The following is a 12748-nucleotide window of genomic DNA, read 5'->3' on the forward strand; positions in this document are numbered from 1 at the left end:
GAGGGCTCAGCGGCTGAGCTTGGGCGAGAAGTAATGGCTGATCAGGCGCGCGATGATGTTGAGCACCATCACGATGACGATCAGGGTGAAGGCGGCGGCCCAGGCACGATCGATGTTGGTGGTGATCGAGCAGGCGTACACCTCCTGGGTGATCGGGTCGGCGACCGTCTCGCTCATGCAGTTCGCGCTGCCGGCGCGGTACTGCTGGTTGATGAACGTCGGCAGGGTCGCCATGCGCCCGTCGAACATGTTCCAGTTCACGGAGGTGACCATGCCGACCGTGAGCAGCAGCGGTGCGGTCTCGCCGATCACGCGGGCGATGGCCAGGGTGATGCCGGTGGTCAGGCCTGCGACCGCGGTGCGCAGCACCACCTTGACGATGGTGAGCCACTTGGGCACTCCCAGCGCGTAGGCGGCTTCGCGCAGGTCCATCGGGACCAGGCGCAGCATCTCCTCGCTGTTGCGCACCACGGTGGGGATCATCAGCAGCGACAGCGCGACCGCGCCCATGATGCCCATGCGCACGCTGTCGTCGGGCATGAGGGCGATGAACAGTGCCAGGCCGAACAGGCCCGCGACGATCGAGGGGATGCCGGTCATGACGTCCACCAGGAAGGTGACCCCGGTGCCGAGGGTCCTCCTCCATCCCTGGTCCGCGTACTCCACCAGGAAGATGGCGGTGAACAGGCCGATGGGGATCGAGATGATCGAGGCCCACAGGGTGATCAGCAGCGTGCCCACGGCCGCGTGGAACACCCCACCCGCGTCGGCGCCGCCGATGATCCCGGACATCGAGGACGTCCAGAAGTCGAAGGGGTCGGGCCTGGCCGCGATCACGCGGGTCATCCCCCGCCGCACGACCTCCCAGAGCAGCGAGGCCAGCGGGAACATCGCCACCGCGAAGGCGCCGATCACCAGCAGGGTCATCAGGCGGTCCTTCGCCCAGCGCGGCCCTTCGCGCAGCAGCGAATACGCCCATCCCAGCAGCAGATGCAGGAGGAAACCGACGATGATCGCGGAGGCGACCGAGAGGGCATCGACCAGGGACAGGCCGACGACGGCGACCAGCAGCCCGGCGAGACCGGTGAGGACCAGGTGGTACCAGGGCAGTCGACGCTCGTCCCGGGGACGGCGCATCGAGGTCCGGTCCTGCACGATGGTCTGGGTGCTCATGGGGTCTCTCAGCCTGTCGGGCCGCTGCGGGCGACGATCCATCGGGCGATGGCGTTGATGAGGAAGGTCAGCACGAACAGCACCAGACCGGTGAAGATCAGCAGGGACATCTCCACCCCGGAGGCCTCCGCCGATTTCGAGGCGATGTTCGCCGCGATCGAGTTGTGCCGCCCCACCTCGAGGATGTGGAGGGAGAAGGTGGCGCCGGGCGCCAGGATCATCAGCACCGCCATGGTCTCGCCGAGCGCACGGCCGAGGCCGAGCATGGAGGCGGCGACGATGCCCCCGCGACCGAAGGGGAGCACGACGGTGCGGATGGTCTCCCAGCGGGTGGCGCCGAGCGCCAGCGCCGCCTCCTCCTGCAGGCGCGGGGTCTGCAGGAACACCTCCCGGGTGATGGCGGTGATGATCGGCAGCACCATGACCGCGAGCACCACGGAGGCGGAGGCGAGGTTGCGCATCGGCGCGGTCGGCTCGCCGGCGAACAGCGGGATCCACCCCAGGTAGGTGTTGAGGAAGACGTACAGCGGCTCCAGCTTCGGCACCAGCCAGATCCCGCCCCACAGGCCGTAGACGACCGACGGCACCGCGGCGAGCAGGTCGATCAGATAGCCCAGCGTCGCGGCCATGCGGCGCGGCGCGTAGTGGGAGATGAACAGGGCGATGCCGATCGAGATCGGGATCGCGATCACCAGGGCGATCGCGGAGGCGAGTGCCGTGCCGAAGACGAGCGGCAGCGCGTACTGGACCAGGGAGAAGTCCGCGGTGCCGGAGAACTCCCGGCTGGCGAGGATGGCCGGCAGCGACTCCGTGGTGAGGAAGACCGCCACCGCGGCGAGGGTGAGGAAGATCAGGAGGCCCGAGCCGACGCTCAGCCAGGAGAAGACCGAATCGCCGAGACGGCGTCCGCTGCTCGCCATGGAGGCGGCCGGGGACGTCGGCGACTCCGTCTCGAGGTCAGCTGTGCTCATGGGACTCTCCTGGGAGCTCACGGTGCTGGGGCGGGCGGGATGGCTGGTCATGGCGAGGCCGTCGGGCCGCGACCGGCCCGACGGCACGCCATGGTGCGGGATCGAGGTCAGCCGACGGTGATGCCGTCGATCGCCGCCTGGGCCTCGCTGCGCAGCTCTGCGGAGATCGGGGCGGAGCCGGCGTTCTCCTGGGCGACCGTCTGGCCCTGCTCGGAGATCACGAAGGACGCGTAGGACGTCACCGCGGCGCCCGTGGCGGCGTCCTCGTACGAGCCGCACAGCGCGAGGTAGGAGATCAGCACGATCGGGTAGGCGCCCGCCTCGGTGGTGGTGCGGTCCAGCTCCATGACGATGTCGTTCTCCGCCCGGCCCTCCTCGCGCGGCGAGACGTCGACGGCCTTCGCCGCAGCCTCGGCGCTGTAGTCCACGAACTCCTCGCCCACCTGGATGGAGGCGGTGCCGAGGTTTCCGGCCTGCGAGGCATCGGCATAGCCGATGGTGCCGTTGCCGGACTCGACCGCGGAGATCAGTCCGGAGGTGCCGTCGCCGGACTGGCCTCCGTCGATCGGCCAGGTCTCGATCGGGCCGTGGGTCCACGCCTCCGGGGCGTTGTCCGAGAGGTATTCGGTGAAGTTCTCGGTGGTGCCCGAATCGTCCGAGCGGTGGACCGGGACGATGGCCGTTCCCGGCAGCTCGGCGTCAGGGTTGAGCTCGGCGATCGCCGGATCGTTCCAGATGGTGATGTCCTCGGCGAAGATCCCCGCGATCACCTCGGGCGTGAGGTTCAGGTTCTCGACGCCCTCGAGGTGGAACACCACCGCGATCGGGGAGATGTAGACGGGCAGGTCGAAGGCCTGCTCGCCGCCGCACACCTCGGTGGAGGCGGCGAGCTCCTCCTCGTCCAGGGCGGCATCGGTGCCGGCGAACTTCACCTGCCCGGAGAGGAACTGCTCGCGCCCGGTGCCGGAGCCGGTGGGGTCGTAGGTGACGGTGATGTCTCCGCCCTCGGCCTGGACGAGGCCCTTGAACGTCTCGGTCCATGCGGTCTGCGCGTTGCCCATGGAGGAGGCACCGGCGCCGGCGAGGTTGCCGCTCAGCTCGGCGTAGCCGTCGGAGGTCGCTCCGGCGCCCGCCGCGCCACTGTCGTCCGAAGCTCCGCTGTCCCCCTCGGCGCTGCCGCCACAGGCGGTCAGGGCGATACCGGCGGCGAGGCCGAGTGCGGCGAGCGAGGCGAGTCTGTTCCTGCGAGCGTTCACTGCGAGTCCTTTCGGGGCCGTCGGCCCGGAAGCTGTCCATCGAGAAGGTGTGACAGCGGGGACGCTAGGGAGAGCAGGTGACGGCCCGCCCGCTCACGCGTGAACGACAGGTGAACTCCTCGAGGGAAGCAGAAGGATCGCAGGTCAGAGCGGGGAAACGAAAGGGTCACGGTCGACGCCGCCGCCCGGGGGCATCCCGGCGGAGTGATCCGCGTTACCACCGGCCTCGCTGCCGACGATCGCCTCGATCCCTCTCAGGCGGCGGCGGACATGACCAGCCCGACGATGATCAGCCCCACGTAGAGCAGGATGAAGAGCAGGGGGAGCAGACCCACCAGCGAGGTCACCATGCCTGCGACGGCGAGGCCACGGCCGCCCTTCAGCTCGCTCGCCGTCGGCGCCGTCTCCTGCAGGCCCCGGTAGGAGAAGAAGATCCCGAAGGGTGAGGTGAGTCCGCCGCACATGGTCACGCCCAGCAACCCCAGCACGAATCCGGTGATCGCCGCGTTCGAGCTCGGCACCGCGGCCGGGAAGGCTCCGAACTGGGGCGGTCCCTGCGGGGCCGGGGCCGGGGGAGGCTGTGCCGCTGCGAGCACCGAGCCCGCGCCGTGCAGCGGATCCCCGGCTGAGCCGGCGGAGGAGAACGGGTCGGACGAGTACCTGCCGGAGGGATCCGAGGAGTACGGATCCCCCGCGTAGGGATCCCTCGCGTACGGGTCGTTCGACGTAGGCCCTGCGGCATAGGGGTCCTCGAGGTGCCCGCCCTGCCTTCCGTACGGGCCCTGCCCTCCGTACGGGCCCTGCCCTCCGGAATAGTCCGGCAGACCGCTGTCGTGCCCTGCGTTCATCTCGTGCTCATCCTTCCCCCGAGCCCGGTCCTCCCCGTGCTCGGGTGCTGCTCGTCGTCTCGTCCCCATCCTGCGGGCCCGCCCTGAAGTCCCCCGTACGGTGCGCCTCATCCGCGCCGCGCGCCGGCATCACCCGATGTTCGGCAGATGCCGCTCGATCGCGACCACTCTGCCACCCGCCGTGGTGTGCAGCAGCAGCGCTTCCCCGGCGGCGAGGAACGGGTCCTCGTGCGGCAGCTCGAGGGCGACGCCCGGCGCGGTGACCGCCCGCACCGAGTCGATCACGGTGGGCAGCACCGGGCGATGGGTGCACACCACCGTCGGCCGTGCCTGTGCGAGCACGCGGTCGATCACGGCGGCGGTCCGAGCCGGATGCTCGGCATGGCCGGCCTCGGTCAGCGCCTCCTTCGTGCGGATCTTCAGACCCTCGATGGTCGCCAACGGTTCGATCGTGGCCCGGCAGCGCTCCCAGGGGCTGCTCAGCACGCTCGCCGGGTCGAAGGCGCTCAGCAGCGTCGGCAGCGCCCGCGCCTGCTTCCTCCCCTTGCTGTTCAGGGGGCGGGACTCCTCGCCCTTGCGCCATTTCGAGCGCGACAGCGCCGCGCCGTGCCGCTGGATGACGATCGGGGCGGTCTCCAGCTCGTCGGCCTCGAGATGACGCCGCAGCGCCTCGATCGGGACCTGGTCACTCTGCCGGGTCACCCGCTCCATGGCCTCCTCGAGCGAGACCCATCGCACCTCGTCGACCTCGCGGCGGCTCTTCGGCCCGGGAGCGACCTTCGCGCGGACCGTCGCGACCCAGTACTGCACCACCTTCGTGCGGCCGTCCGGCATCAGGTAGGTGGAGGTCGGCAGTGGGCGCTGCAGGCGCACCCGGTAGCCGGTCTCCTCGGCGACCTCGCGCACTGCGGCGGCGGGGGCCGTCTCCCCCTTGTCCAGCTTTCCCTTGGGGATCGACCAGTCGTCGTAGCGCGGGCGATGGATCAGCAGCACCTGCACGCGGTCGCCCTTCTCCCGCCAGGTGAGGGCACCGGCGGCGACGACGGCACGCGATGAGCCGGCAGCGGCGCCCACCGATCAGCCCCGACCGCTCACGCGCATCTGCACGTCACGCCCCGCGACGGCGAAGCCCCAGGTCTCGTAGAGCCGCAGAGCCGGAGCGTTGTCCGCCTCGACGTAGAGCTCCACCCCGGGCACGCCGGCGGATCGGAGGCGCTCCAGGGCGGTGGCCATCATCAGACCCGCCACGCGGTGGCCCTGCACGGAGGGATCGGTCGCGACCGCGTAGATCTCGGCGTCCTGGTCCGTGGCGCCGGGTCGTTCGCGTTTGATCCAGACAAAGCTGACAAGCTCCTCGTCCCGCAGTGCGACCAGCATGTCCTCCGGGTCGAACCACGGCTGGGCGAGCCGCTGGTCCAGGTCCTCGCGGGTCAGCGACCCCTGCTCGGGGTGATCGGCGAAGGCGCGCGCGTTGACCTCGACCCAGCGCTCGGCGTCGCGCTCCGCCTCGAAGCTGCCCAGGCGCAGGCCCTCGAGCGTCGACTCGGGGATGGCCGGCAGCGGGCGAGCCGGATCGAGATCGCGATGCAGCGTGAGCAGGTACCGGCTCTCGGTGAGGCCGGCGGCCGCGAGGAAGGCGAGGGACCCCTCGAGGGCCCCGTGCGCCCAGACCCCCGCATCGGGGCGCAGCTCGAGCGCCTCGCGCAAGAGGGCCGTGCCGTGCCCGCGCCGGCGATGGGAGGGATGGATCATGCCCTGGACCGTGCCGTCGACCAGCACGCTCGCGTAGCCGCGGACGATCTCGCTCCCCGCCTCCTCGACCAGCAGGTGCTGGGCGCTCTCGCCGTCCAGCGCGAGCACCGCGGCCTCGTCCAGCGGGGAGACGCCGTCATGCTCGGTGACGGTCGCGAGCAGCTCGCGGATCGCCGTCCGACGGGTGGGCGACAGCACGGCCGTCGTGATCATGAGATCCTTCCGGGGTTCGGGGAGGAGGATTCACGCACAGCCCGCGGCTATGCCCAGAGGGTCGAGCATGCCATCACCAGCGGGCACTCGTAGACTGCAACTGTAGCGCCCGGCGGCCACCTCCCGTCGGTGCCGCCCGAGACTCGAATCGATGACCTGCAAGGAGCGCCTGTGACCGTCCCCGAGCGCGCTCCCCTCGGCGCCGCCCTCGCACTGCTGCTGGCCGTGGTCTCGCTCACCGGACCCCTCTCCCCGCTGCTGATGGCCGCCTCCGTCGCACTGCTCGCCCTGCTGATCGGCATCGCCTGGCCCGAGCTGCTCGAACTGCCCTCCCCCGGCGGCACCCGGGTCGTGGTGGCCGGCATCGGCATCCTCGGAGCCCTGGTCACGGTCCTGGCCCCGGAGCGCATCACCCCGATCACGGGAGTCGTCATGGTGTGCGCGACCGGGGTTTTCGCCGCATTCGTGCACGAGATGGTGCGCCCGGAACGCCGCGACCTGACCGCCTCGCTCACGGGGACCGTCGCCGGGGTGTTCGTCGCGGCGATCGCCGCCTGCTGGATCATCGCCCAGAGCGCCGCCGTCGCGGCCGGCTCGACCGGCGTGGTCACCTCCATCGCCGCGGGGCTCGCGGCGACGCTGCTGGTGAACTCCGCCCCCCTGCCCTCCCTGCCGCGGTTCGTGCTCTCCGCTCTGATCGGGGCGGGCGTGACCATGGCGCTCGCGGCCACGCTGGTCGGTCTGTGGCCCGCGCTCGCGGCCGGCATCGGGCTGGTGACCGCGATCGGCGGAGGCTGCGCGCACCTGCTGACGGGCTCCTCGCTGGTCGCCAAGGAGCCGGTCCCCTCACTGGCGGTGGCCGCGGTCCCGGTGGCGACCGTCGGGGTGGTCGCCCACCTGGTGGTCGTGCTGCTGCCCTGAGGAGATCTCGAGCGGGCGGCCCCTGCGCATGCGGCCGGAGCGATAGACTGTGCTCCATGTCTGCCCTGTCTCTGTTCTTCATCGCCCTCGTCATCCTGGTGGGCCTCGGCACGCTCGCCTTCACCCTCCTGGTGATCACCCGCCTGTTCGACCGCTGAGCGTTCCGCCACCTCGATGCCCATCACGCTCGACACCTCCCTTCCGCCGTCCCTGTACCCGCTGGCCTGGTTGATCGGCAGCTGGGAGGGCACCGGCGCCCTCAGCACGGCGGATGCCAGCACCCCGGACATCCGTATCGAGCAGCAGCTGAGCTGCACCGCCGGGGAGGACGGCACGATGCAGTGGCGCTCCACCATCCACCGGATCGACGCCCCCGCCCCGCTGCCTCCCACCAGCGCTTTCGCGCGCGATACCGAGACGGAGCCGCCTGCGGCCGCCGGTTCCGGGGAGCGCACGCTGCTGCACCGCGAGGACGGGATCTGGACCGTCGGCGACCTCCTTCCCGGCCAGGACCGGGAGGCGGCCGAGGCGGCCCGGCCGGGCACACCGGGCAGCTTTCTGTCCCATCGCCTCGAGGCGCACCTGAGCCGCCGGGACGAGCCGGCCGAGGAATGGGCCGGCGAGGTGCGGGGCCCCCGGGTCCAGCTCGCACTCGCATCGCCCGACGGCGAGATCGCCGCGACCCGCATGTTCGGCTATGTCAGCGGCCGGTTGATGTGGCTGTGGGAGCACCGCCGGCCTGTTCCCGACGGCGCCGCGGGCGAGACGGCGCTGACCCCCTACCTGTCCTTGGAGATGCACCGTGTCTGATCCTGTCCGTGATGTCCGTCCCCTGCTGCGTGAGAGCGCGGTCCTCGGCGATGGTCCCGATGCTGCGGTCCCCGCCCATTACGGTGCCCCGCTGCGCGAGCAGCGCCATCTGCTCGACGGCACCGCGGTCGTCGACCTGGGCCAGTTCGAGGTGCTCGAGGTGCGCGGAGCAGACGCCCGCACCTGGATGACCACCATCACCACGCAGGATCTCGCGGGAACGCCCGTCGGCACCTCCTCCTCGCTGGCCGTGCTGTCGCCGCAGGGCCGCGTCCAGCACATGGCCTCGTCCGTGGTGATCGAGGAGGACGCGCTGCTGCTGGTGCTGGATGCCGGAGCCCGTGCCGGGCTGCGCCAGTACCTGGAGATGATGCGCTTCGCCGCACGCGTGGAGCTGACCGATCGGGACGATCTGCGGGTCCTGGGCGCACTCGCCCCCGCCCCTGCAGTGCTGCCCCAGCTCGGGCTGCCCGACCCGCTGGCCGTCTGGGACGAGCCCTGGCCCGAGGTCGGCCCCGGAGGGGTGGCCTACGGCCCCGATCCCGAGGACCCGGTGGGTGCGGTGCTCACGATCCTCGACGCCGCTGCCCTGGAGCAGCTGCCCTGGCGCCCCGAGCACCTGGCCGGGATGACCTCCTGGGAGGCGCTGCGGATCGCGGATCACCGCGCCCGCTTCGCCCGTGAGGTCGACGAGCGCAGCATCCCCCATGAGCTCGACCTGCTGCGCACCACGGTGCACACCACCAAGGGCTGCTACCGCGGGCAGGAGACGGTCGCGAAGGTCCTGAACCTCGGCCAGCCGCCGCGGCGCCTGGTCATGCTCCACCTCGACGGATCGCAGGACATCCCGGCCGGCGCAGGCGGCGAGGTGCGCCTCGGCGGATCCGAGGGGAAGGTCATCGGCACCGTCACCTCGGCCGCGCTGCACGCCGATCTGGGCCCGATCGCGCTGGCGGTGGTGCGCCGGGCTGCACCGGTGGATGCGGCGCTGTCGGTGCAGGTCCTGCTCGCGGGGGCCGACGGCGAGGACTCCTCGATGTGGCTCGACGCCTCCCAGGAGCCGATCGTGCTGCCCCGGGAGCACGGCGCGAGACCCGCCACCGCCAAGCTCTGACCGCCGAGCCGGCACCGGTCACTGCGCCGCCATCCCCGGCGGCGCGCAGGTCCGCTGGCGGCTCCCGTCGGCCGCTCCGGTCCGGCTTCCACGGCGTCCTCACGGTTCCTGCACCGCATTCCTGCGCGGTCTCCGCTGTGCTGTCACCGGCGACCTGGAAGAATGGCGGGCATGAGAGCTGAGGGCGAGCAGCAGGACTGGACCCGGCACCGCCGGGAGGTGTTCGAGACCAAGGAGCGGGCGCTGCATGCCGCCCGCGATGCGGAGCACGAGAAGGCCACCGCGATGATCCGTGAGGGCGTCGCCCGGTTCGAACAGGCCGGCATCCCCCCGGTGCCGCTGCGTGCCCGCCCGTACCGCGGGAGCGGCACCATCCGCACGTCCCTGACGGGCTGGTACCTCAAGCAGGACCGCTCCCTCGCCGTGGATCGCGAGGGTCACTACTACGTGATGCGTGTGGACGGCGGACTGCGGGCCCGGGTGCAGGGAGCGACGCCCGCCCCCGGCTTCGCGCCGCTGATCGTCGGGCGCGGCGCCCGCGACGGGGACACCTTCCGCCTCGAGGAGCTGCTGGAGATGCGTCTGCAGGATCCGGTGCCGGCATGACCACCAAGCAGCCTCCGGCCGGGGGCCGAGCACCGTTGACCCCCACCACGTCGATCCCGAAGATCGAGCGGGCGCGAGACTCCGTCCGCAACTGGTTCACCCAGGGTGTCTCCCGGGGGCGCGGCGACGCGCTCACCGTGGGTCGCGCCGCCCTCGCCGCCAGCCTGGCGTACCTGGTCAGCGGGTTCCTCTGGGGTCACGAGCACCCGTTCTTCTCCTCGATCGTGGCCTTCGTCATCATCGGCTTCGGCATCGAGAAGAAGATGCGCAAGATCGTCGAGATGTCCTGCGGCGTGCTGCTCGGGCTGCTGCTGGGCGAGCTCGCCCGCGGCCTGCTCGGCTCAGGGACCTGGCAGATCCTGGTGGTGGTGTTCGTGGCCGGGATGCTCGCCCGCCTCATCGACTCCAGCAAGCTCTTCGGGTTCCAGGTCGCGATCCAATCGCTGCTGGTGATGATCATGCCGGTCACCCCCACGATGACGCCGGGTGGGCGAGCACTGGACGCGGTCACCGGGGTCAGCGTCGCGATCGTGATCCACCTGCTGCTGTCCGGGGATCCGCGCCGCCTCCAGAGGCGCGCCGCCGCCTCCTTCTACCGCGAGCTCGAGGGCACCCTGGTCAACCTCGCCCTCTCGGCACGCAGCGGCGACCGCAGCGTCGCGCAGGCGGCGCTGCGGAAGATCCGCGAGGTCTCCCAGAAGTACACCGACGAGTGGAAGCTCGCCAACGATGTCGCCGACGAGATCGCCACCTTCGCCCCGTCCGGTCTGCGCCATGCCGACGACGTGGGCCGCATCCAGCATCTGCTGGTCGGCTCGGACCGCGCGATGCGCAATGTGCGGATGATCGCCCGGCGACAGGTGCAGTTCCTCGAGGCGGTGAACGGGGACGCGCACTCCACGCTCGCCGACGCGCTGCTGGCCGCCCGCGATGCGATCATCGAGCTCAGCGCCGCGGTCGCCCACGAGGACGTGGACTTCACCATGGCCCGGCGGAAGCTGCGCCTGTTCGGCTCCTATCTCTCCCCCGAGATGCTGCTGCGCAACGATGAGGGCAAGCGCCCGGGCAGAGCGGGGCACTTCGAGGGCGTCACCCTGACGGTCCAGCTGCGCTCGCTCGCGATCGACCTGCTGCAGGCCACCGGGCTCAGCGCCTCAGAGGCGAAGCAGTTCCTGCCCAGCCTGGTGGTCGCCGCGGACGGCGACGCGATCGGCCCCCGCCCGATGACGACGGAGATGCGGGCGCTGGAGCCGCAGGCCACCACCGAGGCGCTCGAGCTGCTGATCACCGATCGCTCCGACCCGGACCGCCACCGCTGACACCCTGACACCCGCGGCCCGGGATGCTCGGGGTACGGGTTCTGCCCAGCCGCTGCCCGTATCCTGATCCGATGATCGCCCTTATCCAGATGTGGATCTTCCTCGTGCTCGCCGTGGCCCTGCTGGCCGTGGAGATCTGGGCACTGGTGAACGCCCTGCGCTTCCGGCCCGACGCGTACACCGCAGCCGGGAAGCGCAGCAAGACCTTCTGGGGCATCCTGACGGGGGTGGCCGTGCTGCTGGGCTTCCTGTCGCTCCCCTACCCGGTGGGCCGGGGCAGCTCGATGCTGTTCATGATCGCCGGCGTGGTGATCGCCGGAGTCTTCCTGGCCGATGTCCTGCCGGCGCTGAAGCAGGTCATGGGCCGCGCCCGCGGCAACCGCTGGTGACTCCCACCTGGCCGTGACCGGCCCTGGACGAGCGAGGGGACCCCGGAGCCGAAGCTCCGGGGTCCCCTCTATTGCGTCATCGAGCCGATCAGGCCTTGCTTCTCACCTGATCTCCTGCCGCTCGCAAGCTCGCAGTGCGTCGATCAGGCTCAGCCCTACCACCTGATCTCCTGCCGCTCGCAAGCTCGCAGTGCGTCGATCAGGCTCAGCCCTACCACCTGATCTCCTGCCGCTCGCAAGCTCGCAGTGCGTCGATCAGGCCTGATGCGTGCCGGCGGAGCGGAGGTTCTCGCAGGCCTCGACGATGCGGGTGGCCATGCCGGCCTCGGCCTTCTTGCCCCATGCGCGGGGATCGTAGGCCTTCTTGTTGCCGACCTCGCCGTCGATCTTCAGCACGCCGTCGTAGTTCTCGAACATGTGCGAGACCACGGGGCGGGTGAAGGAGTACTGGGTGTCGGTGTCGATGTTCATCTTGATGACGCCGTTGTCGACCGCGGTCTGGATCTCCTCGAGGGAGGAGCCGGAGCCGCCGTGCATGACGAGGTCGAACGGCATGTCCTTGCCGTACTTCTCGCCGACGGCCTTCTGGATGTCCAGCAGGATCGACGGGGTCAGCTTGACGTTGCCCGGCTTGTACACGCCGTGCACGTTGCCGAAGGTGAGGGCGGTCAGGTAGCGGCCGCGCTCGCCCAGGCCGAGCTTGGCAGCGGTCTTCAGACCGTCCTCGGGGGTGGAGAAGAGCTTGTCGTTGGAGACGTTGGCGACCACGCCGTCCTCTTCGCCGCCGACGACGCCGACCTCGATCTCGAGGATCTTCTTGGCCTCGACGGACTTCTCGAGCAGACGCTCGGCGATCTCGAGGTTCTCGTCGACCGGCACGGCCGAGCCGTCCCACATGTGGGACTGGAACAGCGGGTTCAGGCCCTTCTTCACGCGGTTCTCGAGGTCCCACTCGATCAGCGGCTCGACCCAGGTGGGCAGAACCTCCTTGGCGCAGTGGTCGGTATGCAGCGCGACGTTGATCGGGTAGTTCTTGGCCACCGCGTGCACGTACTCGGCGAGCGCGATGGAACCGGCGACCCGGTCCTTGATGGTGGAGCCGGAGAGGTACTCGGCGCCGCCGAAGGACACCTGGATGATGCCGTCGGAGTTCGCCTCGGCGAAGCCCTGCAGGGCGGCGGTGGCCGTCTGCGAGCTGGAGACGTTGACGGCCGGGTAGGCGAACTTTCCGACCTTGGCCCGGTCGATCATCTCGTTGTACTGGTCCGGGGTGACGACTGCCATGGGGCATTCTCCTTCACTGAAGCAATGGGCGACGGCCGGCGGTGAGGTGCACCGCGCAGGGCCGTCCGATCGGACCCATTGTTCCACAGCGA

At 70.6% G+C, this 12748-nt stretch carries 13 protein-coding genes; 6 read left to right on the forward strand and 7 right to left on the reverse strand.

Annotation, left to right across the window (positions count from 1 at the left end):
- Positions 1 to 6: 6 nt before the first annotated feature.
- The 6 genes from pstA to mshD form a co-directional block, all read right to left on the reverse strand.
- The gene (gene pstA, locus CFK39_RS05345; RefSeq protein ID WP_089064588.1) at positions 7 to 1173 is read right to left on the reverse strand and encodes a phosphate ABC transporter permease PstA; all 1167 of its coding nucleotides are present in this window, start codon (positions 1171 to 1173) and stop codon (positions 7 to 9) included.
- An 8-nt stretch (positions 1174 to 1181) separates the two neighbouring features.
- Positions 1182 to 2144, reverse strand: a complete 963-nt coding sequence (gene pstC, locus CFK39_RS05350) for a phosphate ABC transporter permease subunit PstC (protein WP_089064589.1) — start codon at positions 2142 to 2144, stop codon at positions 1182 to 1184.
- Between the two features lie 107 nt (positions 2145 to 2251).
- Positions 2252 to 3400, reverse strand: a complete 1149-nt coding sequence (locus CFK39_RS05355; RefSeq protein ID WP_089064590.1) for a phosphate ABC transporter substrate-binding protein PstS — start codon at positions 3398 to 3400, stop codon at positions 2252 to 2254.
- Between the two features lie 254 nt (positions 3401 to 3654).
- Complete coding sequence (locus CFK39_RS05360) at positions 3655 to 4248, reverse strand: DUF4190 domain-containing protein (protein WP_089064591.1); 594 nt, start codon at positions 4246 to 4248, stop codon at positions 3655 to 3657.
- Between the two features lie 129 nt (positions 4249 to 4377).
- Entirely contained in the window at positions 4378 to 5322 is a 945-nt protein-coding gene (locus CFK39_RS05365) for an NUDIX hydrolase (RefSeq protein WP_089064592.1), read from the reverse strand.
- A 3-nt stretch (positions 5323 to 5325) separates the two neighbouring features.
- Positions 5326 to 6213: a mycothiol synthase gene (mshD, locus tag CFK39_RS05370; protein WP_089064593.1), complete on the reverse strand. Its 888-nt coding sequence runs from the start codon at positions 6211 to 6213 to the stop codon at positions 5326 to 5328.
- A gap of 171 nt (positions 6214 to 6384) precedes the next feature.
- Here mshD and CFK39_RS05375 point away from each other — a divergent pair, with 171 nt between their 5' ends.
- The 6 genes from CFK39_RS05375 to CFK39_RS05405 all read left to right on the forward strand — a co-directional run bounded on the left by CFK39_RS05375 (position 6385) and on the right by CFK39_RS05405 (position 11372).
- The gene (locus CFK39_RS05375; RefSeq protein WP_089064594.1) at positions 6385 to 7134 is read left to right on the forward strand and encodes a hypothetical protein; all 750 of its coding nucleotides are present in this window, start codon (positions 6385 to 6387) and stop codon (positions 7132 to 7134) included.
- Between the two features lie 174 nt (positions 7135 to 7308).
- Positions 7309 to 7944: a heme-binding beta-barrel domain-containing protein gene (locus tag CFK39_RS05385; protein WP_089064596.1), complete on the forward strand. Its 636-nt coding sequence runs from the start codon at positions 7309 to 7311 to the stop codon at positions 7942 to 7944.
- Complete coding sequence (ygfZ, locus tag CFK39_RS05390) at positions 7937 to 9058, forward strand: CAF17-like 4Fe-4S cluster assembly/insertion protein YgfZ (RefSeq protein ID WP_089064597.1); 1122 nt, start codon at positions 7937 to 7939, stop codon at positions 9056 to 9058. Before CFK39_RS05385 ends, ygfZ begins: the two co-directional genes overlap by 8 nt.
- Before the next feature lie 171 nt (positions 9059 to 9229).
- Positions 9230 to 9664: a hypothetical protein gene (locus CFK39_RS05395; RefSeq protein WP_089064598.1), complete on the forward strand. Its 435-nt coding sequence runs from the start codon at positions 9230 to 9232 to the stop codon at positions 9662 to 9664.
- A complete protein-coding gene (locus tag CFK39_RS05400) occupies positions 9661 to 10983 on the forward strand; it encodes an FUSC family protein (RefSeq protein ID WP_089064599.1) in 1323 nt (440 codons plus the stop codon). Before CFK39_RS05395 ends, CFK39_RS05400 begins: the two co-directional genes overlap by 4 nt.
- A 71-nt stretch (positions 10984 to 11054) precedes the next feature.
- The gene (locus CFK39_RS05405; protein WP_089064600.1) at positions 11055 to 11372 is read left to right on the forward strand and encodes a DUF2516 family protein; all 318 of its coding nucleotides are present in this window, start codon (positions 11055 to 11057) and stop codon (positions 11370 to 11372) included.
- A 255-nt stretch (positions 11373 to 11627) separates the two neighbouring features.
- Here the strand turns inward: CFK39_RS05405 and fbaA are convergent, their stop codons facing one another.
- Positions 11628 to 12656, reverse strand: coding sequence for a class II fructose-bisphosphate aldolase (gene fbaA / locus CFK39_RS05410; RefSeq protein WP_089064601.1), 1029 nt, complete (start codon positions 12654 to 12656; stop codon positions 11628 to 11630).
- Positions 12657 to 12748 lie beyond the last annotated feature (92 nt).

It is taken from the genome of Brachybacterium avium, from assembly GCF_002216795.1.
In the GTDB taxonomy this organism is placed as follows: domain Bacteria; phylum Actinomycetota; class Actinomycetes; order Actinomycetales; family Dermabacteraceae; genus Brachybacterium; species Brachybacterium avium.